28 protein-coding genes and 1 pseudogene are annotated in these 21774 nt (G+C 62.2%); 17 read left to right on the top strand and 12 right to left on the bottom strand.

The annotated features are described in order from the left end of the window. Positions 1 to 56: 56 nt before the first annotated feature. Positions 57 to 1775, top strand: a complete 1719-nt coding sequence (locus PV760_RS11515) for a GAF domain-containing sensor histidine kinase (protein WP_354627787.1) — start codon at positions 57 to 59, stop codon at positions 1773 to 1775. 12 nt (positions 1776 to 1787) lie between these two features. On the opposite strand, the gene PV760_RS11510 is transcribed toward PV760_RS11515, so the two are convergent. After that, the gene (locus tag PV760_RS11510; RefSeq protein WP_039241452.1) at positions 1788 to 2480 is read right to left on the bottom strand and encodes a response regulator; all 693 of its coding nucleotides are present in this window, start codon (positions 2478 to 2480) and stop codon (positions 1788 to 1790) included. Between the two features lie 228 nt (positions 2481 to 2708). On the opposite strand from PV760_RS11510, the gene PV760_RS11505 reads away from it, so the two are divergent. The 3 genes from PV760_RS11505 to PV760_RS11495 all read left to right on the top strand — a co-directional run bounded on the left by PV760_RS11505 (position 2709) and on the right by PV760_RS11495 (position 5561). Next, positions 2709 to 3071, top strand: a complete 363-nt coding sequence (locus tag PV760_RS11505) for an SPW repeat domain-containing protein (RefSeq protein ID WP_018779703.1) — start codon at positions 2709 to 2711, stop codon at positions 3069 to 3071. 80 nt (positions 3072 to 3151) lie between these two features. Continuing rightward, positions 3152 to 4555, top strand: a complete 1404-nt coding sequence (locus PV760_RS11500; protein WP_502921436.1) for an MBL fold metallo-hydrolase RNA specificity domain-containing protein — start codon at positions 3152 to 3154, stop codon at positions 4553 to 4555. An 88-nt stretch (positions 4556 to 4643) separates the two neighbouring features. Further along, the gene (locus tag PV760_RS11495) at positions 4644 to 5561 is read left to right on the top strand and encodes a universal stress protein (RefSeq protein WP_354627786.1); all 918 of its coding nucleotides are present in this window, start codon (positions 4644 to 4646) and stop codon (positions 5559 to 5561) included. Positions 5562 to 5648: 87 nt separating this feature from the next. Here PV760_RS11495 and PV760_RS11490 read toward each other — a convergent pair whose 3' ends face one another. From PV760_RS11490 to PV760_RS21470, 5 genes and pseudogenes are all read right to left on the bottom strand, one after another. Continuing rightward, the gene (locus PV760_RS11490; RefSeq protein ID WP_354627785.1) at positions 5649 to 6500 is read right to left on the bottom strand and encodes a universal stress protein; all 852 of its coding nucleotides are present in this window, start codon (positions 6498 to 6500) and stop codon (positions 5649 to 5651) included. 40 nt (positions 6501 to 6540) lie between these two features. After that, positions 6541 to 6984: a pyridoxamine 5'-phosphate oxidase family protein gene (locus PV760_RS11485; protein ID WP_018778533.1), complete on the bottom strand. Its 444-nt coding sequence runs from the start codon at positions 6982 to 6984 to the stop codon at positions 6541 to 6543. 94 nt (positions 6985 to 7078) lie between these two features. Next, positions 7079 to 7543, bottom strand: coding sequence for a universal stress protein (locus tag PV760_RS11480; RefSeq protein ID WP_018778534.1), 465 nt, complete (start codon positions 7541 to 7543; stop codon positions 7079 to 7081). A gap of 78 nt (positions 7544 to 7621) precedes the next feature. Beyond that, complete coding sequence (locus PV760_RS21475) at positions 7622 to 7882, bottom strand: histidine kinase (protein ID WP_370874856.1); 261 nt, start codon at positions 7880 to 7882, stop codon at positions 7622 to 7624. 510 nt (positions 7883 to 8392) lie between these two features. Continuing rightward, positions 8393 to 8842, bottom strand: a pseudogene (locus PV760_RS21470) (GAF domain-containing protein); the annotation flags it as partial. Between the two features lie 431 nt (positions 8843 to 9273). On the opposite strand from PV760_RS21470, the gene PV760_RS11470 reads away from it, so the two are divergent. From PV760_RS11470 to PV760_RS11450, 5 genes are all read left to right on the top strand, one after another. Further along, complete coding sequence (locus tag PV760_RS11470) at positions 9274 to 9603, top strand: DUF3040 domain-containing protein (RefSeq protein ID WP_160291498.1); 330 nt, start codon at positions 9274 to 9276, stop codon at positions 9601 to 9603. Then, entirely contained in the window at positions 9600 to 10067 is a 468-nt protein-coding gene (locus PV760_RS11465; protein WP_018778537.1) for a flavodoxin family protein, read from the top strand. Before PV760_RS11470 ends, PV760_RS11465 begins: the two co-directional genes overlap by 4 nt. Beyond that, entirely contained in the window at positions 10067 to 10513 is a 447-nt protein-coding gene (locus PV760_RS11460) for a universal stress protein (RefSeq protein ID WP_039241036.1), read from the top strand. The genes PV760_RS11465 and PV760_RS11460 overlap by 1 nt, the downstream gene beginning before the upstream one ends. A gap of 120 nt (positions 10514 to 10633) precedes the next feature. Beyond that, on the top strand, positions 10634 to 11104 hold the full coding sequence (locus PV760_RS11455; protein ID WP_018778539.1) for a pyridoxamine 5'-phosphate oxidase family protein: 471 nt from the start codon (positions 10634 to 10636) through the stop codon (positions 11102 to 11104). A 397-nt stretch (positions 11105 to 11501) separates the two neighbouring features. Further along, a complete protein-coding gene (locus PV760_RS11450; protein WP_155845941.1) occupies positions 11502 to 11777 on the top strand; it encodes a hypothetical protein in 276 nt (91 codons plus the stop codon). Between the two features lie 137 nt (positions 11778 to 11914). On the opposite strand, the gene PV760_RS11445 is transcribed toward PV760_RS11450, so the two are convergent. Further along, a complete protein-coding gene (locus PV760_RS11445) occupies positions 11915 to 12043 on the bottom strand; it encodes a hypothetical protein (protein ID WP_354627783.1) in 129 nt (42 codons plus the stop codon). A 590-nt stretch (positions 12044 to 12633) separates the two neighbouring features. On the opposite strand from PV760_RS11445, the gene PV760_RS11440 reads away from it, so the two are divergent. The 3 genes from PV760_RS11440 (at position 12634) to PV760_RS11430 (ending at position 14079) form a co-directional block, all read left to right on the top strand. After that, on the top strand, positions 12634 to 12804 hold the full coding sequence (locus tag PV760_RS11440; protein WP_155845942.1) for a hypothetical protein: 171 nt from the start codon (positions 12634 to 12636) through the stop codon (positions 12802 to 12804). Positions 12805 to 13189: 385 nt separating this feature from the next. Further along, positions 13190 to 13537, top strand: coding sequence for a PadR family transcriptional regulator (locus tag PV760_RS11435; protein WP_018778542.1), 348 nt, complete (start codon positions 13190 to 13192; stop codon positions 13535 to 13537). After that, positions 13534 to 14079, top strand: coding sequence for a hypothetical protein (locus PV760_RS11430; RefSeq protein WP_018778543.1), 546 nt, complete (start codon positions 13534 to 13536; stop codon positions 14077 to 14079). The genes PV760_RS11435 and PV760_RS11430 overlap by 4 nt, the downstream gene beginning before the upstream one ends. A gap of 185 nt (positions 14080 to 14264) precedes the next feature. Here the strand turns inward: PV760_RS11430 and PV760_RS11425 are convergent, their stop codons facing one another. After that, complete coding sequence (locus PV760_RS11425) at positions 14265 to 14546, bottom strand: hypothetical protein (protein WP_035733907.1); 282 nt, start codon at positions 14544 to 14546, stop codon at positions 14265 to 14267. On the opposite strand from PV760_RS11425, the gene PV760_RS11420 reads away from it, so the two are divergent. From PV760_RS11420 to PV760_RS11400, 5 genes are all read left to right on the top strand, one after another. Further along, positions 14478 to 14819 (top strand): substrate-binding domain-containing protein, encoded by a 342-nt coding sequence (locus tag PV760_RS11420; protein WP_354627782.1) that lies wholly within the window; start codon positions 14478 to 14480, stop codon positions 14817 to 14819. The genes PV760_RS11425 and PV760_RS11420 overlap by 69 nt on opposite strands. 116 nt (positions 14820 to 14935) lie before the next feature. Next, positions 14936 to 15652 carry an SDR family oxidoreductase gene (locus tag PV760_RS11415; protein WP_354627813.1) on the top strand — a complete coding sequence of 239 codons (717 nt, stop codon included), beginning with the start codon at positions 14936 to 14938 and terminating at the stop codon, positions 15650 to 15652. A 123-nt stretch (positions 15653 to 15775) separates the two neighbouring features. Then, on the top strand, positions 15776 to 16774 hold the full coding sequence (locus PV760_RS11410) for an NADP-dependent oxidoreductase (RefSeq protein WP_039241032.1): 999 nt from the start codon (positions 15776 to 15778) through the stop codon (positions 16772 to 16774). Between the two features lie 55 nt (positions 16775 to 16829). Beyond that, the gene (locus tag PV760_RS11405) at positions 16830 to 17696 is read left to right on the top strand and encodes an alpha/beta fold hydrolase (RefSeq protein ID WP_354627781.1); all 867 of its coding nucleotides are present in this window, start codon (positions 16830 to 16832) and stop codon (positions 17694 to 17696) included. Between the two features lie 82 nt (positions 17697 to 17778). Next, positions 17779 to 18381, top strand: coding sequence for a TetR/AcrR family transcriptional regulator (locus tag PV760_RS11400; protein WP_354627780.1), 603 nt, complete (start codon positions 17779 to 17781; stop codon positions 18379 to 18381). 25 nt (positions 18382 to 18406) lie between these two features. Here the strand turns inward: PV760_RS11400 and PV760_RS11395 are convergent, their stop codons facing one another. The 4 genes from PV760_RS11395 to PV760_RS11380 are packed head-to-tail and all read right to left on the bottom strand — an operon-like array spanning position 18407 to position 21767. Continuing rightward, positions 18407 to 20005 (bottom strand): ATP-binding cassette domain-containing protein, encoded by a 1599-nt coding sequence (locus tag PV760_RS11395; protein WP_354627779.1) that lies wholly within the window; start codon positions 20003 to 20005, stop codon positions 18407 to 18409. Then, the gene (locus PV760_RS11390) at positions 19998 to 20843 is read right to left on the bottom strand and encodes an ABC transporter permease (protein ID WP_354627778.1); all 846 of its coding nucleotides are present in this window, start codon (positions 20841 to 20843) and stop codon (positions 19998 to 20000) included. Before PV760_RS11390 ends, PV760_RS11395 begins: the two co-directional genes overlap by 8 nt. Further along, a complete protein-coding gene (locus PV760_RS11385) occupies positions 20827 to 20982 on the bottom strand; it encodes a hypothetical protein (RefSeq protein WP_354627777.1) in 156 nt (51 codons plus the stop codon). Before PV760_RS11385 ends, PV760_RS11390 begins: the two co-directional genes overlap by 17 nt. Continuing rightward, positions 20919 to 21767: an ABC transporter permease gene (locus PV760_RS11380; RefSeq protein ID WP_354627776.1), complete on the bottom strand. Its 849-nt coding sequence runs from the start codon at positions 21765 to 21767 to the stop codon at positions 20919 to 20921. The genes PV760_RS11385 and PV760_RS11380 overlap by 64 nt, the downstream gene beginning before the upstream one ends. Positions 21768 to 21774: the final 7 nt, after the last annotated feature.

The raw sequence follows: 21774 nt of genomic DNA, 5'->3' as shown, positions 1-21774 counted from the left end.
CACCCAAGGAGCCGGGATGCCTCGGAGAGGGTCGCCGGCCTTGGTGAAAGGCAGCGATGAACGACACTCCGGACCCACACGGCACACCACCGGGCGTACCCGGCGTACCGCTGGAGGAACTCCTCAAGGACTTCGTGGCGAGGGCCGGAGAATTGCTCCAGGCCCAGGAAAGAACGCGCGGTCTCCTCGAAGCCGTGGTGGCGGTGGCCGAAGACCTGGGCCTGGAGTCCGTGCTGGAACGCGTGGTCGCCTCAGCCTGCGACCTGCTCCGGGCGCGCTACGGCGCTCTGGGAGTAATAGGCGAAGATGGCGGGCTCAGCCACTTCATCACAGTCGGCATCGACGAAGACCTGGCAAGCCGCATCGGCCCTCTCCCCACCGGGCACGGAGTCCTGGGGCTGCTGATCACCGATCCCATGCCGCTGCGGCTCCACGATCTCAGCCGGCATCCGAACGCTTACGGTTTTCCAAAGCATCATCCGCCGATGAAGTCATTTCTCGGAGTGCCTGTCCGGGTCCGCGACAAGGTCTTCGGGAACCTCTATTTGACGGAGAAGGACGGCGGAGAAGACTTTACCCCCGAAGACGAAGATCTCGCCGTCGCCCTCGCCGCGGCAGCCGGGGTGGCAATAGAGAATGCCCGCCTCTACGAAGACGCCCGCAGGCGGACCTCGTGGCTCGAAGCCTGCATGGAGATCACCGGCAGGATGCTCGACGACGGCCGGCCTGAAGGTGCCTCCCTTGACCTGATCGCGGAAAGGGCAATGCGCGAATCCGGAGCAGAACTGGCCTTGGTGCTGCTGCCTTCAGCGGAGCAGGCCGGGGAATACACCGTTGAAGGCCACGCCGGCAGAGATGATGGCATGGCCGATGCCGCCCCGGTTAAGGGACGTGTCCTTTCCGTGGCCTCCACCGGCATTCAAGGCCGCAACGATGGATCGTCCTCAACCGTCCAGGACCCATGGCGCCTCTTCCCCGTCGACCGGGCCGGGCAGCCGGGAACCCTGCTGGCAATGGACCTCAGCGCCCAGGGCGACCATCAGGGGATCCTGGTCCTTGGCCGATCATCCGGAAAGGGGGCTTTCTCCACAACCGACGTAGAGATGGCTTCGGTGTACGGCTCACACATCGCGTTGGCCCTCGCCCTTGACCGTATCCACCGCCTGCGTGAACAACAGGTGGTCTTTTCTGATCGGGACAGAATTGCGCGGGACCTCCACGACCTGGTCATCCAACGGCTTTTCGCCGCAGGACTCAGCATCCAAAGTTTGCGGCGCTTTGGCGCAGCACCGTCGGTCGAAGGACGCATCAACGCCATCACGGACGAGCTGGACACCAGCATCAGGGACCTCCGCAATACCATCTACTCGCTCCGGGCCACCGGAGACGATCGCGAGCTCCTGAGCACCCGCATCATGCAGACCATCCAAACAGGAGCCAAAGCGCTCACGCACGCACCGCACCTGACGTTGACAGGCGCGATCGATTCCCTTGAAGACGACGTGCTGGTCGAGCACCTCCTGGCGGTCCTGACCGAAAGCCTCAGCAATGCTGTGCGCCATTCCGGCGCGGAAACAATCACCGTCTCCGTTGCTGTGGAAGATGACGCCTTGACGATGGAGTTGGCGGACGATGGCTGCGGCTTCAGCGAAACAGGTTCCGGCAACGGACTGGACAATATGGTCCGCAGGGCGGCGGAACTCAACGGTTCATGCATCATCACCAGTACGCCGGGCAAGGGGACATCCCTGACGTGGACCGTCCCGCTGCGCTGAGCGGGACCGGTATCAGCGGCCCTTGCCGGCATTCTCCCCCGGCGCATTGGCCATGAAGACGGCGGCTTGGGTCCTGCGCTCGAATCCCAGCTTTGCCAACAACGACGACACATAATTCTTGACGGTCTTCTCCGCCAGCAGCATCTCCTCGCCGATCTGACGGTTGGTCAGGCCCTGCCCCACGAATTCCAGGACCCGCCGTTCTTGTGGAGTCAGGGACGCAATCCGGGGATCAAGCTTCTTTGGTTCAGTAAGTCCGCGGATAATCCGCGCTTTGACGTCTTCATTGAACAAGGACTCACCCTTCGCTGCCCGCCGCAGCGCACCCAGAAGGTCAGTTCCCCCGATTTCCTTGAGGATGTAGCCCGCCGCGCCGGCCAGCACTGCACCCCGCAGCGCCTGCTCGTCGTCGTAACTGGTCAGGATGAGGCAGTTCAGCGCGGGGTCGACGGACCGGACGTCCCGGCATACTTCAATTCCGGTGCCGTCAGGCAGCCGCGCGTCCAGGACGGCGACATCGGGATGGAGGGCCGGTATCCTGCGCGTCGCTTCCTCCGCCGACCCGGACATACCAACGACTTCGAAACCTTCACTTTCCAGCAGTTCCTGCAGCCCCCGACGAACCAGTTCGTGGTCATCGAGGATGAACACGCGGATGGGCTTCGCCGTGACGCCTGTCGGGCCGGGTTCCTCAAAACGATTCATGGTTTCCTCTCCGGCGGGGGCGGCACCGCACATGCCGATCTTTGAACACCTCCAAATTGTTGCCGACGTGTTCGTCGGGTTACAAGGGCCTAATGACCCTGCACAACCTTCGTGACTTTTGGCCCTGTTGCCGTTCGGCGATTAAACGGACGCTGGAACTACGGGAAGACCGGACGCCACCTTGCAGGAGCTTGGTGGTTCCATCAAAGAAAAAGGAGCAGTATCACCATGAAGAAATGGACGCGATGGCAGGACTGGACAGTGGTCGCCGCTGGAGCCTACGCGGCCCTCTCAGTGCTGTGGACCACGCAAACTGGATCCTCGACGGCGGTAATGGTCACCTTGGGCATCCTTCTGGTCATCGGAGGAGTCGTTAACCTGGCCGCCCCGGGAATGCCCGCCGCGGAATGGGCGCAGGCCATTATTGCTGTGGCTTTGCTGCTGGCCCCGTGGGTTGCCGGTTTTACCTCCGCTACGGCCACTGCGTGGAGTGCATGGATACCAGGGGCGGTGGCTTTGGTAGTTACCGCGCTGGCCATAAAACCAAGCACGGAGGAATACCGGCACCACCACGTCATGCCGTCGGCATAACCAATCCGGAATCTGGCGCCTGAGCACCGCTCGGCGCCAGATGTTTACCCGATTACTTTCCCCTTTTCCAGCCGGCCCGAATGAGTGGACAGGTCACCATGCAGAACAAGCACGCAGCCAGGCTTCAGTTCCTCGGCGCAACAGACTCCGTCACGGGTTCGCGGTATCTCATTGGGTTCATGGGCTCACGGGTACTGGTGGACTGTGGCCTCTTTCAAGGCTACAAGCGGCTCCGGGAACGCAACCGGCGGCCCTTCCCGGTCTCACCGTCTTCCGTTGACGCCGTTGTCCTGACCCATGCCCACTTGGACCATACCGGCTACGTCCCTGCCCTGGTCCGCGACGGTTTCCGAGGCCCCGTTTACGCCACGCACGGAACGGAGCAGCTCTGCAAACTCCTGCTGCCCGACAGCGGGCACCTGCAGGAAGAAGAAGCCCGCTACGCAGTCCGGACCGGTTCATCAGTGCACAAACCTGCCCTTCCCCTCTACACCGCGGCTGAGGCCGTCAAGTCGCTTAACAGCTTCAGGCCCGTCGACTTTGACACAGCCATCGAAGTTGCCCCCGGAGTCCGGGCCACGTTCGTCCCGGCCGGACACATCCTGGGGGCAGCCCAAATACAGCTCGAGGTGGGAGGGCGGTCAGCCCATTTCACTGGAGACCTGGGCAGGACGGATGATCCGTTCATGTACCCGCCGCGCCAACTTGGGACGGTAGACGTCCTGGTAACAGAGTCCACCTACGGCAACCGGCTCCATCCAAAGGGCAGCCCGGAGCACGAACTGGCTGATGTGGTCAACAGGGTCGTCAAACGAGGAGGCGTGATTCTGATAGCGGCGTTCGCTGTGGGCCGCGCAGAGACACTGATGCTCCAACTGTCCCGGCTTCGCCACAAGGGACTCATTCCGGATGTGCCGGTCTACCTTAACAGCCCCATGGCCATCGATGCCTCCTACATGTACCAACAGCATCCTGAGGAGCACAGGCTGCGTCCTGAAGAATTCACCAGCATGTACCAGCTGGCCAAAATGACCCGCAGCGTGGATGACTCGAAACTTCTCAACCTCCGCGGAGGCCCGATGATCATCATTTCCGCCAGCGGGATGCTCACGGGCGGCCGGATTCTCCACCACGTCGAAGCCTACGGTTCCGATCCCAGGAATGCCCTTGTCCTGAGCGGCTACCAAGCGGCTGGAACACGGGGGGCGGCCCTTGCCGCCGGTTCCCGCGAAATCAGGATCTATGGAAAGAATGTCCCGCTGCGGGCCGAGGTAGTTCAGCTCGAGGGGTTCAGTGCCCACGCCGATGCGGACGCGATCATCCAGTGGATGCGCTCCGCCCCCCAGGCACCGGCAATGACTTACATCACCCATGGGGAACCGGAAGCCTCCGACGCCTTGCGTTTACGCATCAAGCACGAACTCGGGTGGAACGCACGAGTCCCGGAATACTTGGAAGAGGTCAGTCTGGATGCCCCGGACTAGCTGCACAGCCAGGGACGTTGGGGTAATCAACGTCCAACAGCGGGACTTCCGGCCCTAACTCCCGGAGACGGGACACAGGAAACTGGACATGCAACCCCCGGACCCATCGCTCCGGGACATATCCAAGAAGAACGGGACAGCCATGAAGGAAGCAATTGTCGTTGGTGTCAACGATTCGCCCAGCAGTGACGCCGCAGTACGGTGGGCCATGCAGAGGGCTGCGGCCCTGAAGCTGCCCGTACAACTTGTCCACGCCGTCGACGACCGCTGGGCCTATGACGCCGTCGGATACAACGAATGGATCCGGGAGTCCGGCGAGACTCTTCTCGCCGCCGCGAAAGACCACGCCAGCAAGCTGGAACCAACTGTGGAAATCTCCACCGACCTGGTCTCAGGGGGGTCGGGCTACGCTCTTGGCAAGAAGTCCAAGAAGGCCTCCATGGTAGTGGTCGGCTCCGGGCACGGTTGGGTTGGTGGTTCGCTGACGGACCGGGCCTTGCAGGTAGCCACGGTGGCCCAGTGCCCGGTAGCGGTCATCGGCGAGCATGACATGTCGAACCGGCACGGCGTCCTGGTCGGTGTTGACGGTTCGGAAGAATCCACGCAGGCGGTCGCGTTCGCCGCCGCAGAGGCGGATCGGACAGACCAGGAGCTGACGGTGCTGCATGCCTTCCATTTACCGGAACCAGTGGTGAGCCGCGGCATGCCCCCCGGTAACTACTCCGAACTCGTTGCCGAACAAGAGCGCGTGGTCTTGTCGGAAACAGTTGCGGGTCTGGCGGATACCTATCCCGACCTCGCGATCCACCAGGTCCTCGAAACCCGCATGCGACCGGCGGAAGCACTGCTCGCATATGCGGCCACCGCGCGCCTGCTGGTTGTCGGCAGCAAGGGCCATGGCGCCTTCAAGCGACTGCTGCTCGGATCCACGGCGCATGCGGTGCTCGGCAAGATTCCCTGTCCGACCATCATTACGCGTCTTCATACAGTGAAGCACTCCGAATAGGACGGGCGGCCCTGGCACAGTGGTCCGGCCATTGTGATCCAGGGCCTCCGCACTGTTCTTCGCCGGACATCACGTCATTCCCTGCCATCAGGCCGGCGGGTGCCTGACGACTATCACCGGACAACCGGCGTGATGGAGAACCGCATGGGCGGTTGAGCCAAAGCTGCCACTGACTGCACCTTGAGCAGAGGTGCCCACGACCACAACCTGGGCACCCCCCGCTGCCCCCACCAGCGTCCCCGCCACGGAGGTTCCCGGCAGGAGGCCGTCCCGGACCTCCAGACCCGGCCAGGTGTTGCGTACTGACCGCAAGGCCGAGTCGAGCATCTCCCGCTTTTCGGTTGCACCCGCTTCGTAGAAAGCGTCTTGGTGAAATCCGTGGTGTCTGTGGACGTGCACGATTTTGAGCACAGAGTGCGCCAAAGAGGCGAAGTTCGCCGCATAGCGGAGAGTGGCCTCCCAGCCTTCGTCAGCTATGCCGACGACGACCGGCCCATGGGGTCGTTCCGAACCTCCGATGACGGCCACAGGGCAGGCTGCCGTGGAAGCCAATTCGAGGCTGACCGACCCAATCAACAATCCTGGAAATCCTTGCGCACCACGGGTGCCGACGACCAGGAGGGAAGCTGTTGCCCCCAGCTTGCGGAGGTTCTCAGCCGGCCACCCATAGACCAGGCTTGTTGCGATTTGCGCGTCTGCAAACACTTCGCGGGCGAGAGCCACCCCATCGGAAACAATTGATTCCGCTGCGTGCCTCAGACCGCTGCCTGCTATACCCGGAACCGGCCCCATATTGTGGGTAAACACCGGCCAGAGCGAACAATGCACCACATTGAGGATGAAGCCGCTCCTGCGCGCCTGCATGGCAGCCCACCGCACAGCTTTGCCCGCCGCGTCGGAACCGTCGTACCCGACAACGATCCGTTCCTTCTCATTCATCGCCGCGTCCCTGGCACTTCATAGTGGAAGGCAGCCGCTCTCAGGCCAGGAAGACGTGCTTGCCCGTGACCTCTGCGGGCTGAATCCGGACGAAAAGGTCACGCCCTCCACCTGCCCAAGGTTCAACCAGGGCCTTTCCCCAAAGTTGGGTGAGCAATGCGGGCTCGACTACCCGGGAAAACGGTCCGCTGAACAGCACGGACCATCCTTCGCTACGATCCGACCGGAAATCATCCACCTGGAACGAAACCTGAAGTCTGGCGGCGGGCGTGCCGATCATGCCATCCTCAGAGGTGCGGAAGTAGATGCTGTTCTCATGGACCAGGTAATTGACCGGCAAGATCATGACCCTGCCATGGTGCACAAAACCAACCCGGCCGGTTGTCCGTGAACGCAGGAGCTCCCAGCATTTCTCTTCCCCGAGATCCTCATTGACGTGCCGGGCTCCATCTATCCGGCCTGGTTCCATGCTGGGCAGGGTCATCGCTCATCCTTTCGTGGCGTGCGCATTGGCTCTCTTCTTTGATTGAGAGCCTATGAAGCCCCACCCGGGAGGCGTAGGGCCAAAAGGCCCCAAGCTACGGCTCGCTCTGCCCCGATGCATCCTTATCCGGGTTGTGGACGACGAGCACCGGGCAATGGGCGTGGGCCACACACGCCGAGCTGACCGAACCGAGCAGCAACCCTCCGAAACCCCCATGTCCGCGGCGTCCAACCACGATCATGTACGCTTCGCGGCTGGCCTCGATCAAACCTTGCCTGGGATGATTCCGGACAAGGCGGGAGACAACGTTGTCCGGAAGCGCGGGCCCGAACGCTTTTTCGACAGCCTTGCCAAGGATCTCTCCTGCGGCTTTCTCGAAGTCCGTTATGCCCATGGCCACGTAGCCGTCGTAAACACGCGGATACTCCCAAAATGCTGTGGCTACCACCTCGGCGCCCAGGGGCCCGGCGAGCTGTTGGGCCACGCGGAGAGCAGTGATGGATGCCTCGGAGCCGTCAACTCCAACGATGATCTTTCCCGTCGAATCCTCGCGGTCCATGACCGTCCTTTCGCCGAACCAACCTTCCTGTCTGCTGCAAAATACCCTTGAATTGCCGACGTCGACCAGAGTCTTAGGTCACGATGCTGCGGTCCGGTTGTCCCGGGAGCCTTCCGAGCGAAGCTGCTCAATCGTCCGGCGAAGGGTGCGGATGATGTCATCGAGCTCCGACGTCAAATTTTCCATCCGGTCCAAAGCCGAGGGGTCGCCCATGAAGCGTCGCAGGTTCTGGATCCCCAGACCGGCAGCGAACAAACGCTGGATCACCAGATCGTGCAGGTCGCGGGCGATCCGTTCCCGGTCAGTCAGCAGCAACGACTGTTCCCGAAGCGCACTCACGCGTGCCAGATCCAAGGCAAGCCCGACCCTGCTGCCAAAAAGCTCACTTGATTCAATATCCGTACGCGTGAACAGCCGCCCTCCGGCGGGACGGGCCAGCAGCAGGACCCCGTTCTCGGTTCCCCTGTGCCCGAGCGCGAAAATCAACACCGGTCCCAGCTTGTCCGACACTTCGGTCCCGAACACCTCAACAGGGTCCCGCACGATGTCGGATTCCCCTGTGGCCAGTACCGAGGCCACGGCATCTGTCACCGGAAGTTCTTCCCCCGGGTAGACGCCTTGCACCCCGACTGCGGACCGGCAACGCAATACTCTGCCGCCCGCAGGCACCGCGACCACGCCCAATGCTGAGTCGGAGGCCCGCAGCGCCGCTTCCGCTACACGATCCAGATTGCCGCGGTCTTCGTCGAACTGGCTGGCAATCAAGCGGCTGCCCAAGTCAATTCCAGCTTCCAGCCATCGTTGCCGGCAGCGGCTCTCATCGAACAGGCGGGCGTTTTGGATAGCTACGCCGGCCGCCGCTGCCAAGGCGATCGCCAGCTCCTGATCTGCGGCCGAGAAATCCTGCCCGTTGCTTTTTTCCGTCAGGTACAAGTTGCCGAAAACGACATCACGCACCCGGATGGGCACGCCGAGGAAGGTCTTCATGGGTGGGTGGTTCTCTGGAAAGCCCACAGCCATGGGATGCCGACGCAAATCATGGAGCCGAAGGGGCTCCGGCTCCCGGATAAGGTGACCCAGTACGCCGTGCCCCGTGGGAAGTTCACCGATGGACCTGATGCCGTCGTCGTCGATGCCTACCGTAATGAAATGGCTCAAACGCTGGTCTTCGCCGATGACGCCCAAGGCACCATACCGTGCATCCACCAGGACGCACGCAGACTTGACCACCCGGTCCAGGACAGCCTCCAGGCTGAGGTCCTCGGCAATCGACACGACTGCTGCCAGCAAATCGTTCATTTGCTCCTGGGCGTGCAACAACTCGTCGGCACGCTCTACGAATTGCCGGAGGAGAGTATCCAGGCGTCCATCAGCCGGAGGTTTCCAGTGGTGCTTGTCGCTCGTCATAGCCGGACTCCCTTGCAACGATCCGCCAGTGTCCTGTGGTTGAGTCTAGGGGAACTGGCCGAAGTGGGCAGGTAACCTTCGGCTTTGTTCGGTGCCTGTCTTGCGTGCCAACCTGGCGACGTTCCCTGTCTGTGTCATGGCAAAGACAGATCCCAAGGAGTGGGCACTCCAACAGAAGGCTCACATGCTGATTGCATGCCTTGCTCCCGCACTGGCGGACACGGCTGAGCCGGGCCTTCCAGCTCCCGGCCCGCTGTGACTTTTGGCCCTGTTTGAAGGACCGTCGGCCGCCCATGCTGGGACTGGAGGACAGGAGGCAAACCATGGAACTTTCCAACTTCGAGAAACTTGAATTGGACAAGATCGCCAAGGGACTCGAGGAAGAGGATCCCAAGCTGGCTGCGCTCATGAGCTTGGAGGACTTGGGACGAATCCGCTGGACGCAGACCGTGCGTGGAGTCCTCGTCGGACTGGCCGGACTCGGCTTGTTGCTCACCGGCGTCGCCCTCAGTGAACCGGTACTGGGAATAACAGGCTTCATGGTGATGGGCGGTGGCACCTTCTGGGCAACCCTCTTCATGGATGCCCGTCCCGGCCGCAGGAAGACAACCGCCTCCAAGCAACGTCAGGGAAAAGATAAGGAAACACCATGAAAGCACTGATTGTTTACGATTCCGCTTACGGAAATACCAAGGCAATCGCGGAAGCGGTGGCTTCGGGTCTTGGCACCGCCAACGCCAGCACAGTACCAGTTGCCCGGTTCCGGCGTGCTGATCTCTCGGTAGGAGACCTGCTGGTAGTAGGAAGCCCTATTAATGGCTGGCGCCCCACTCCAAAGACCATGGAAACACTGACCGCCGTCGAGTCCGAGGGACTCATGGGGGTGTTGGCTGCTGCTTTCGACACCCGGGTCAAGCTGTTCATCCACGGTGACGCTGCCGGGAAGATTTCGAGGCACTTGAAAAAGGCGGGAGCCACTCCCGTCAGCAAGCCCATGCCTTTCTATGTCGGAGGCACTGAGGGACCCCTCCTTCCCGGCGAAACCGATCGCGCGAAAACCTGGGGCGCGCAGCTGCTGTCCCTGATGAAGTCCCAGGCCGCAAAGAGGAGCCAGTGATGGCCGGGCGTTTGGATCCCAGCAAGGTGATCGTAGGGGTCGACGGGTCTCCCGCTTCAGTTGAAGCCCTGCGTCAGGGCCAACATCTGGCCATGGCCCTCACTGCGCCTTTGGAAGCCTGGGCCTGTTGGGAATTGCCCGTTGGCTACGAGGCCTACCTGGCAATGGGGATCGACGGTTTTGCCCACGACGCCGAGCAGAACATGGAGGAGGCCCTCGCGAAGGCCTTCGGGGCGGACCTGCCGAAGAATGTGAGCAGGCGTCTCGTTCAGGGATCCGCACGCGCCGCTTTGGTGGAGGGAAGCAAGCATGCAGCGCTCGTCGTCGTCGGCCGCCGCGGACACGGGGGCTTTGGCGGACTCCTTTTGGGCTCAGTGAGTTCGGCCGTCGTCGCCCACGCGCATTGCCCGGTAGTCGTGGTTCATACACACGAAACCACCCCCTGAGATGGAACCGGACCAGGCGACGCGGCTCACGGCAGCCGGCACGACCTGCCGGCGTTGGCGGCAACGGCAGCGGGACTTTGGGCCCTGTCGAGGCGGATCGCACCGCCATAGGATCGCGGCATGACAGACAACAACATAGTGCCTGAGGCAGAAGTCCTCGGAGCCGACGATTGCTGGAGGCTTCTGGGCGAAACACACGTTGGCCGTCTCTCGGTCATCGTGGACGGACACCCGGACATCTTTCCGGTGAACTTTGCGGTAGACAACGAGACGATTGTCTTTCGAACCGGGATGGGGACCAAACATCAGGCCATGGAAGCCGACTCCGTGGTGGCGCTGGAATCGGATTCGGTGAGCGGGGAGTTCGGCATCGCCTGGAGCGTTGTGGTGAAAGGTGCCGCCGAAGCAGCCGGGCCGGGCAGCCCCACCATGGACGAATTGCGGCGGGCCCTCTTCCCTTGGCAAGGAATTGGCCAGGACTTCCTCTATCGGATAGTTCCCCGGTCCATCACCGGCAGGCGCTTTGATCTTTCAGCACCGATGTCCCTGCAAACCCCGCTCGACGACGCCACGCGGGCAGGCTTGGAATAAGTCCCGGCCGTCCGCTGTGCCCCTTCCTCTCAGGGAGCAGGCGACGTCCGGGCCGGTTCTTCCTTTGACGCAGCTTCCCCTGCGCACAAGCGTTCGGTGCACTGCAGTTAGCCCGCGCGTCGGTTGGTCCGGTTGTCTTTGTTGGGTCCCATGCGACTCCGAGGGGAGGCATGGATGGTGCCTGGGGTGCATGGCTCCGAACGTTCGCTCAGGGCCGTTGCCCGCGCCGCTGCCGAGTCAGACGAGGAAGGGCAAGAGCTCACAGTGAATATCGGGTGACCGCCGGGTCCCGCTCTTCACTGCCGGTGGAGGTCGCCACGGCTGAGGCTCCCAGGTCTGTTCATGCACATTTTTGCTAGATAGACTTGCATCTTCAGATTAGAAGTAACTGAGGTGCGTGATGAATGGCTTCGACCAGCAGGCGCTGACGAGGGCAGCCATTGATCTGCTCGCCCTCAGTCCCGACGACGTTTGGGTCGCACAACTCGCCAATGGGGGCAATGCGAGCAGGGGGGAGATCGCTGCATATTGCGCTGCAGAGGCCGCGCTCAGCGGTGACGCCAGGGACGCGGTGTCTCAGGCCGTCAACGAACTGATCATGGATTTCGACCTGCCCCTGCGGGTTCCTTATAGCTTCGACCCGGAAACGGGAAGCGTCGAACCCCGGGAGTAGGTGCAGGTAGCCGGCTGTGGATGCGCCTTTTGTAGCGTCCGGACATCTGATGATCTGCCAGCACATGTGGGGCCTTCTGATCAACCAAGGATCTGCGCACCGGTAGTTCCTGCACCCGGTACTTGGAGGCTGAGGTACTAGGGCGCCGGTGGTGGTTTGGTGGCCCGCTTGTGGCGCAGTTCCATGTTGAGGGTTTCCTTTTCCACGAAGTCCAGGGCACTTCGCACCGCACCCATGGTCACCACGGAATCGCCCAAAGGCGACACTGCCAGCGACGGGACCGTAGCGGGAATTCGCGGGGAGCCGCACTGAAATTGGTTCGAGCAGGGCGCCGGCCGACCTGGCAACTGCACCACCTATCACCATAGGTTCGGGGTTGTGGATGGCGGCGACCGCTCCTTATGTCCCTCGCCATCCGGTCCGCCAGCCGTTCAAGAATCCACCGTGCCACGGCGTCGCCTTGGAGCGCGGCGGCGTAGACGTGTTCAGTCTCGACAGCTCCGGGACCAAAGCGCTCACTGGCCAGAATAACGACGACGACATCCACCCCGCCCGCCGAACCTTGCCCGCGATCGCCCAAGGCCGCAAGGTCTCCGTCGTTGGCCAACAAAGTCGTTGGCCAAACAAAACGGTCCCCCCGTGGAGTTCCTTAAGGGCCCGATATCAGACCGACGTCAAAAGGGCCCAAAAAGGTTGAGTCACCAGAACATCACCGTTCCGGTCTACGGGAGCCGCGATTCCTGCGGAGTGGACACGGAGGGCTCTGCACTTATTGGCTCTTGACCTCCCTCCCGCACAGGTCAGATACTACTTCAGGCACTAAATTTTGATCCCAAATAAACTTCGGAGACACAAAATGAATGCAAGCCCCGACCACTCAGGCAGCCACGCCATCGATGCCACGACAGATCGCTGGAACTCACTCTGGGAGCCGGCCGCCCGCCGCTACCAGCCTCTCGTCGATCAGACGACGCCGACTGTACCTCCTGCGGCCTCCCCGCTACCCGGCGCGGCAGCCCAGGCTTAGTCCGGACGCAACATTCCGGGCCACCCGGCGTCGTACGACCTTGGCTGCGACGGTGGGCTGCTTGTCCTCGCCGAGCCTCGCCCTCAGTGCGCCAGCTCTACCTTTTGGTTCGCCTACAAACGCTTCCCGTCGAAGCCATTTGCTATTGCTTGACGATCCGCCTCCGCCTCTCTTGATGGATCGCCGTCATCGTGATGCGGCCGCCCAAGTTCCCGCGGCAACGCCGGCAGGTGTCGGGATTCCCGGCCCGCAGCCGCCCATCCATGCTTGCGGCCGAAACGCCCCTTTAGGGGTCGCCGCTCCACCATCCATCACGGCGAACACCTGTGGACGCGTCGTTCCTCGCGAGCTTGCCCTTCTTCACTATTAATGATTCAGTAATACCATGTCCAGAATTCAGGCCCAACAGGACGCCCAGATGCTTCGGGCCGTCCTGCCCCTATTGACCCTCACTTTGATCGGCGAGAACGAATCTTATGGCTATCAACTTGTCGAACGGCTGGCCGGCCTGGGGCTGGACGTATCAACCGGATTGGTCTACCCCGTGCTTAGCAGACTTGAGCGCGATGGCCTGGTCAGCACGAGAAAAGTCACGTCCAGCAACGGGCCGCCCCGCAAGTACTTTGCACTCACTGCGGCCGGCACAAAAGCCAGGTCGGCCGCGAAAGAGCAGTGGCTCCTGGTAGCCGCGGCGGTCCACCAAGCAACCGAGAAGGAGCACCTCCAGCCATGACCAGCAGCACCCTGCAGACAGAGGATCCCCGCCCATCGTTTCCTGCCCGCCTACGTACGGAGACGTATCTTGCCCGTGTCGACTGGCACCTTGAGGCCGTCATGAACGGCAAGCACCGCAGGTCGACAATCAGGGAACTACGGCAAGCAATACTCTCCGATCCCCGCGGCATCGACGTAAGCCTCGATGACCTCGGATCGCCCAAGTCGCTAGCCCGGCAATATGGCGACGATGAAGACCTCCAACCTCTATGGTCAATCGGCGTCATCTCAGCAGGGTCGATGTTGTTCGCTTACTGGGTCCTCTTCCTGACCTTCGCTTTTGGCATGCTGGCAGCGACGGACTCAAGCACACCCATGAAGGCGCACGCGGAGTTCCTGTTCGTCGATGTCACCACCTTCTCTACAGCCGAGGCGGTTGGCATTGAGTGGACCAGCGGTTGGGCATGGCTGATCGTACCGGCGATCATCGGCGTCGCTTCTTTCTTGCTGGGCGCGCGCTGCTGGCGTCTTTTCGGCCGTTCGGGAAGACGTACGCCCTAGCGTCGCCACTGCGAGGTTCAGGACAACGGCGCCCGTACTGTCCGACTTCCACGACGAGCCCGACATTTGTTACTGGTCCCGGCCCCTCACCAGTGAAGCCAAGACTAACCGCCCCCTGGAAGCGCGATACCCCATGGCGGCGCTGGTCCAGCCAGTCGACGCCCAGCCGAAGGCGGAACCGGAGCCTACAGCGGACGACCCCTCCACGATTCCTCGTCGACGCGTCTGACTTGCCCAGCCGGAAACCACTCCACATGATAAACGCGCCGGTCATCCACCCACTCAACAAGCCCAAAGGTCCTCGTATATTTGATCGCCCGGCCATAGATCTCCCCCACCCGGACCAGCGGCTGACTGCCAGGCTCCAACTCGATGATCTTCCCGTCATCAGGCCTGGGGTGGCTGTTATCGGCATCTATCTGCGCCAACATCCGGGCAAAGGCGGCGGAGTCTTGCTTCGGTCTCATGACAACAAGACTAGAACATATATTCGAATCAGGAATCCCTTCGCCGTACCGCACGACATCGGCGTGGTTGGGCTCGACAATTGGGAACTCTTCAGCACCACGTCCCAACCCCCGCTGACAACAGTGGACATGAACCTCGAGGACATGGGCCGCGCCGTGGCGGAGGAACTCCAGGAGGCCATCTCGGTGCAGCCCCGGCCAGGTCGCCGTCGTCCGTGCTCCACCGCCCGAAGCTGTCCCGCAAACGGCGGTTACCCGCGGAATATATTCTGAGCACACTCAGTTATGAGTACAGTCACCCGGGATACCAAGGCGGCACTTGCCAAACCTCTCCCGGAACCGTCCAGCCAGCTGGCCACGACGGTAATCACAACAGAAAGTTCGTGAAAATGTACTCACTCAATGGAGCAGTTGTCCTCGTCACCGGCGCGAACGGCGGGATCGGGACCCACTTCGTCCACGCCACCCTGGCGCGGGGCGCCAGCAAGGTCTACGCCACCGCGCGAACCCCTCGCATCTGGGACGACAACCGAATCGTTCCACTGACTTTGGACATCACGGACCCGTCGTCCATACAGGCCGCAGTCGAGGCTGCGCCCGATGCAACCGTCCTGATCAACAACGCTGGAGCATCCGTGGCCACCTCGGGCATTCTCAGCCACACTGATGCGGAGATCCGGGCCAATGTGGAGACGAACTTCCTGGGCCCGCTCTTCCTCGCCCGCGCGTTCGCACCGATCCTGTCGGCCAAGGACAATGCTGCGATCGTCGATATCCACTCCGCCATGAGCTGGTACGCCGTCGGTGGCATTTACAGCGCAACCAAGGCCGCCCTGTGGTCGGCCACGAATTCGCTGCGCCTGGAGCTCGCGCCCGAGGGCGTCCATGTGGTGGGCGTCCATGTGGGGTATGTGGACACGGCGATGGCCGCACACACCACCGACCCCAAGATGGACCCGGCCGAACTGGTCAACAAGGTGCTGGACGCCGTCGAGGCCGGTGAATACGAGGTACTCGCCGACGAGACATCGGTCCAACTCAAGGCCGGGCTCAGCGCGCCAATAGAGGCGCTCTACCCCCAGCTCTCCCCCAGCAAGTCCCGGTAACAACAGCCGCGCCGTGGTGATGGATCAGCCCCATCGCCACGGCGCTTTCTCCCTTCACGCTTGACTACAAAACTGAGTCCACTCATAATTGAGTTAGATCACTTAGCAAAGGAGTACCGCGGCATGCGCGCATTTGTTGTCACCAAATACAAGGAACCCCTCCAGGAAGCCGATGTCGCCGAACCTGTCATAGGCGACCGTGACGTGCTGGTGCAGGTCCACGCTGCCGGGCTGAACCAGCTGGACGAAAAGATCCGATTGGGCGAGTTCAAGCAGATCCTTCCCTACAAACTCCAGCTGATCCTCGGCAACGACGTTGCAGGCACAGTGCTTCGCGTGGGACAAAGCGTGAAGGGATTCAAGCCCGGCGACGAGGTTTACGCCCGCCCCCACCAAGACCGCATCGGCACCTTCGCCGAACGGATAGCAATCGCGGAGGAAGACCTCGCGCTCAAGCCCGTAGCGGCCAGCATGGAGGAAGCCGGCTCGCTGCCACTTGTAGCGCTGACGGCATGGCAGGCCCTCGTAGAACAGGGCAATGTGCAACCAGGGCAGAAAGTTCTTATCCATGCCGGCGCTGGCGGGGTGGGATCCATCGCCATCCAGCTCGCCAAACATCTCGGTGCGACCGTTGCTACCACCGCCAGCAGCTCCAACGCCGGATTCGTCCGCGACCTCGGCGCCGACGTCGTCATCGACTACCGCAACCAGGACTTCGAAAAGCTTCTGAGCGGATACGATCTGGTGCTCGATAGCCTCGGAGGCGAAAACCTCCAGAAATCACTGCGCATCCTCAAACCAGGCGGGAAGGCTATAGGGATCGCCGGCCCGCCCGATCCGGCCTTCGCCCGCAGGGCAGGCCTCAACCCCGTGCTGCTCCTTGCGACCACTGCACTCAGCAGCAAGATCCGCCGGAAAGCAAGGAAGCTCGGCGTCAGCTATGAATTCCTCTTCATGCGGGCCAGCGGCGATCAACTTCGCCGAATCAGCGCCCTGGTGGACGACGGCGCACTGCGCCCCATCGTAGGGAGAGTCTTCACCTTCGGCCAAGCTCCGGAGGCACTGCAGTCCCTGGCCGCAGGTGGCTTCCGAGGCAAAGCAGTCCTCAGCGTCACCGCCTGATCCACCGCTGCTATCCGCCCAGGAACTAATCCAATAACCCAGGAGAACCATCATCATGGACTACACCAACGCATCCAACGAGCCGGTCATCACCTCCTATGCGGAGGCACCGGCCAGAACCATCACCGCCGGCGGCATCAGCTTCGCCTACCGCGAGCTTGGGCCCAGGGGCGGGATCCCCGTCATCTTCTTCGTGCATCTCGCCGCCACGTTGGACAACTGGGATCCCAGGATCATTGACCCCATTGCCAGGAACCGCCACGTCATCACCTTCGACCAGCCTGGAGTCGGCGCCTCCACAGGACACGTTCCCACCAGCATCGAAGCAATGGCCGACGACGCCTACACCTTTATCAAGGCCCTGGGCTTCACAACCATTGATGTCTTCTCCTTCTCATTGGGCGGCATGATCGCCCAGGACCTCATCTCCAAACACCCCACCCTTGTCCGCAAACTGGTCCTGACCGGAACCGGTCCCCGCGGTGGGAAGAACATCGACAAGGTGGTCCGTACCACCTACTGGGACATCCTGCGCGCGACCGTCACCCGTTCCGACCCCAAGGAATTCCTCTTCTTCAACCGCAACGTCGCCGGCAAAACCGCTGCGAAAGCCTTCATTAAGCGCCTGCAGGAGCGGACCGGGAACCGTGACCAACCAATCACCACCCGCGCGTTCCAAACACAGCTCAAAGCAATCCGGAAGTACGGCCGCTCGGCCCCGTCGGACCTGTCCTTGCTCACCCAGCCCACGCTGATCGCCAACGGCGACAACGATCGCATGGTGCCGTCCAGGCTCTCCGAGGACCTTCACCGCCGCATCAAAGGTTCCCAACTGATCATCTACCCAGACTCCGGCCACGGCGGTATCTTCCAGAACCACGCCACGTTCGCACCCGCCGTCGTCGAATTCCTCACCCCCTGACCAGTACGCCGGCCAAGGCACCTGGCCCGCACTTCGATACACTCATTAGTGAGTCGAGTCATTTTGATTTCGGAGGAGCCCCTTGCCTGTCACATCCAAGCCTCTCGGACGGCGCGAGCGGAACAAGCAGGAGAAGCTGGACCGGATCACCGCCGCAGCCTCTGAACTCTTCGCCCGATATGGGGTGGAGGAGGTCACCACCCAGCAGATCGCCGACAAAGCTGACATCGGCACCGGAACCCTGTTCCTCTACGCCAAAACCAAAGGCGAACTGCTCCTCCTCGTTCAGAACGCCAACTACGCCGCCGCCCTCGAACGCGGCCGGGCCGCTGCGGAAGAAACCCCCGGCGCCCTGGATGCGGTGATGTCCATCGTTAAGCCGATCGTTGAGTGCAACCGAACCCAGGTCGACAACGGACGCTTCTACCTGCGCGAAATGGTATTCGGAGACCCCAAAGAGCCACACCACAGCGCAGCCCTGGCGATCGTTGGGGAAACCGAGGAAGCCATCGCCACCGTATTCATCCGGGAAGGACTGGCTGATGCCCAGGACGCCGCGACGACAGCACGGGTTGTGTCTGCGGTCATGTTCATGACCATGGCAGCAAGTGACAACACCGGCATTGACATCGAGGCCCTGGTGCAGGAAATCAGGACCCAGATTCGGCTGTTGATACCACGCTGAAACGGGCCGGGTCCCCTGCTTCCCGCTAGAGCGCCGCCCGGATCTTCTTCAGGTGCAGCCCCCGGCAAGGGATGGCTGCTGAGACGAGGTCCTGGCTGTGCTGGTGCTGCGGATCGGCGAAGAACTTCTGGGTGTCCGTGAGTTCAACCAGACGGCCTTGGAAGAGGACGGCGACCCGCTGGCACATGTGCCGGACCACGTCCATGTCGTGGGTGATGACCACAAGGGTCATGCCGCGCTCCCGGTGGAGGCGTTTGAGCAGGTCCAGGATGGTTCGCTGGGTCAGCGCATCCAGGGCCGAGGTGGCTTCATCGCAGATGAGCACCTCGGGTTCCAGCAGCAGTGCCCTGGCAATCGTGATGCGCTGCAACTGGCCGCCGGAGCACTGGCTTGGGCGCCTGTCCAGCAGGTCAGGGTCCAGCTCGACCTCCTCCATGGCTTCCCTGAGCAGCTGGCTCCGTTCGGCAGATGCCAGTTGTTTGCGGGGTTGAAGCGGGGCTTCCAGGCTGGCGCGCAGCGTCATCCGGGGATCGAAAGAATCGTGCGGTTCCTGGAACACCAGCTGCACGGCGGTGGGGGCACTCGTTCCCCCTGCAAGCGTCCTGTCGATGCTCCCGCTGCTGATCTCTTCCAGCCCAACGATCGCCCGGGCAAGGGTGCTCTTCCCGGACCCGGATTGGCCAAGGACGCCCAGGATCTCCCCCTGCTTCACATCGAGTGAAACGGAGTCCAGCGCCGGGTGGTCAACGCCACCCCCGCCCCAGCGTCGTCCGGAGCCGAAGTTTTTGACCACGTTTTTCAATGTCAGAACGGTCCGCTCGGGTACCCGGGCATCTGAGGTGCTGGTGGGCGACAGGTTGGACGCATCACGGAGGCTGCGTGCATAGGCAGTCCGGGGACTCCCAAGCACAGCTTCGGTGGTGCCGGACTCCACGATCACTCCGGCTTCCATCACCAGCACCCGGTCAGCGAAGGCGGCCACGGAAGCAAGGTTGTGCGTGATATAGAGGATGCCCAGCCCGCGCTGGATCCGTTGCCGGTCGAGCAACTCCAGGATTTGCTGCTCCAGCACCTTGTCCAGTGCGGAGGTCGGCTCGTCAGCGAGGAGGATGTCTGGCTGACCTGCCAGGGCCATGGCTGTCATTGCCCGTTGCGCCATCCCGCCGGACAACTGGTGCGGGTACGCCCGCGCGCCCCGGGCCGGATCCTCAAAGCCGACATCGGCAAGCAATTCGTGCACCTTCGCATCGGCCGCCCTGCCTCGCAAGCCACCGTGAAGCTTCAGTGGTTCCTTCAGATGCCTGCGGATGGTTCTGTTCGGGTTGAACATCCTTTTGGGTTGCTGGAAGAGCATCCCCAGCCGACCGCCCCGGATTCGGTTAAGTTCAGTCTCCGGGGCGCGGGCCACGTCCACAGCGCCGAGCCTGATGGAGCCGGAGGCCATCTCCAGTTGCGCGGGCAGTAGCCGCAGAATGGACTTGGCAGTCATGGTTTTGCCGGAGCCCGAACCACCCACCAAGGCGACGAACTCGCCCGGTTTAACCGAAAGACTGACCCCTGACAGCACATTCCGTTCGGTACCGGCGTTGCGAACCGTCAGATCTTCGATCACGAGCTCAGGCATGCTGCCCCTCCACCACAAGAACGTCCACGGGATCCGCGGCCCGGCGGGATGCCCGCTGGCCAATAAGGGTGATGCACAGAGCCACCAGGAAGATGGCAAGACCAGGTGCGATGATGCCCCACGGAGCCCTCTCCGCGTACGGCTGGGCCGCAGCAAGCATGGATCCCCAATCAGATTGCGGCGGCTGGACGCCAAGCCCCAGGTAGGACAATGCACCCACGCTGATCAGCAGCTGCCCGAACCGAAGGGTCGCCTGCCCCAGCATCGGTGCGGCCAGGTGCGGCAGGATGTGTCGGAAAATAATGAACGACGGCGGACACCCCACCACACGCGCCGCTTCAATGAAGCCGCGTGAGGACACGTCATAGGCAAGAGTCCGGGCAAGCCGGGCAAAGGGCGTCCATCCAGTGACGGTCAGGGCCACCAACAACGACGTGAAGCCGGTACCCATCGCAGCCACAATGAAGAGCGCTACGACCATCTCCGGCAGGGCCAGCAGGACGTCGTTGGTGCGCGTAAAGAATTCATCCAGCCAACCCTTGCGGCGCGCACTAAGCACACCGATCGCCAAGCCAATGACCCCGGTCAGCACTGTTGCCAGTGCCGCCACCACCAAAGAAAAGCGACCGCCGTCGAGCAAGCGGCTTAGTGTGTCCCGGCCCAAATGGTCCGTTCCCAACCAGTGGTCGCCGCTGGGCGGCGCCAGGCGCGCAGCAAGGTTTTGCGCATCCGGCGGGAAGGGCACCAGCCAGGGGGCGGCCGCTATCGCTGCCACAATCAGGGCGAGGACGACGACGGCGGCGCGGTCGATCACTGAACTCCTACGCAAGGGCGCCACTCACCTTGGGGCTGAGAATGCGGTGGACGAAGTCAGCGAGCGTCGTGATCGCTACTGCGAGGGCCACCACAACCACTACGCCTCCCTGAGCCAACGGAATGTCACTGTTGACCACAGCGTCGTACAGGAGACGCCCCATGCCCGGGATGGCAAAATGACCTCAACAATTACCGACCCTCCCAAAAGTCCGGCGAACCAGACGGCGAAAAGTGTGGACAACGGAACCAGTCCGTTGGGAATCACATGCCGCCAGACTGTTTGCACGCGGCTCAGGCCACGGGCCCTTGCAGCCTGGATGTGTTCGGCGTCAAGGGCGTCGATCATGCCTGCACGGACAGCCGAGGTGAAGAAGCTGATGGGCCGCAATGCCAGCGTTACCGCCGGCAGGACAACGGACGATGCTGTGTTCCATCCTGCGGACGGGAACATTGACAATCTAAGCGCGAATACCAGGACCAAAAGCGGCGCCAACCAGTATTCCGGCATCGCGATGAAGGATTGGGTAACTGTGGTGATGAGCTTGTCGGTCTTGCCGCCCTGCTTCAGCGCCGCAACAATCCCCAGCGGAAGCGAGACCACCACGGCGGTCCCCAAGGCCACCAGCACGAGGCTGAGCGTGATGCCCAGCGCCGGCATGACCTGATCAACCACGGGCGTGCGGCTGATATGTGAGAGCCCCATGTCTCCGGTGAGGAAGTCTCGCAGCCAGCGCAGATACTGAACGGGAAGAGGGTCCTGGAGCCCAAGGCTTGAACTCAGTGCGTGAACGGTCGAGTCGTCCACGACGTCGCCGGCGACGCGGGACCTGATGATCTTTCGGACAGGATCGCCAGGCGTGACGTAGGGAATAAGGAAAACGGCGAAAGACGACAGCAGGACGGCGGCCACGAGGGTCGCCGTCCGCTTCGCGAGGAACGTGATCATGCGTTTT

This window comes from Paenarthrobacter sp. CC6 (assembly GCF_040560085.1).
GTDB classification, from domain to species: domain Bacteria; phylum Actinomycetota; class Actinomycetes; order Actinomycetales; family Micrococcaceae; genus Arthrobacter; species Arthrobacter nicotinovorans.
This window is presented reverse-complemented; position numbering and strand designations above follow the sequence as displayed.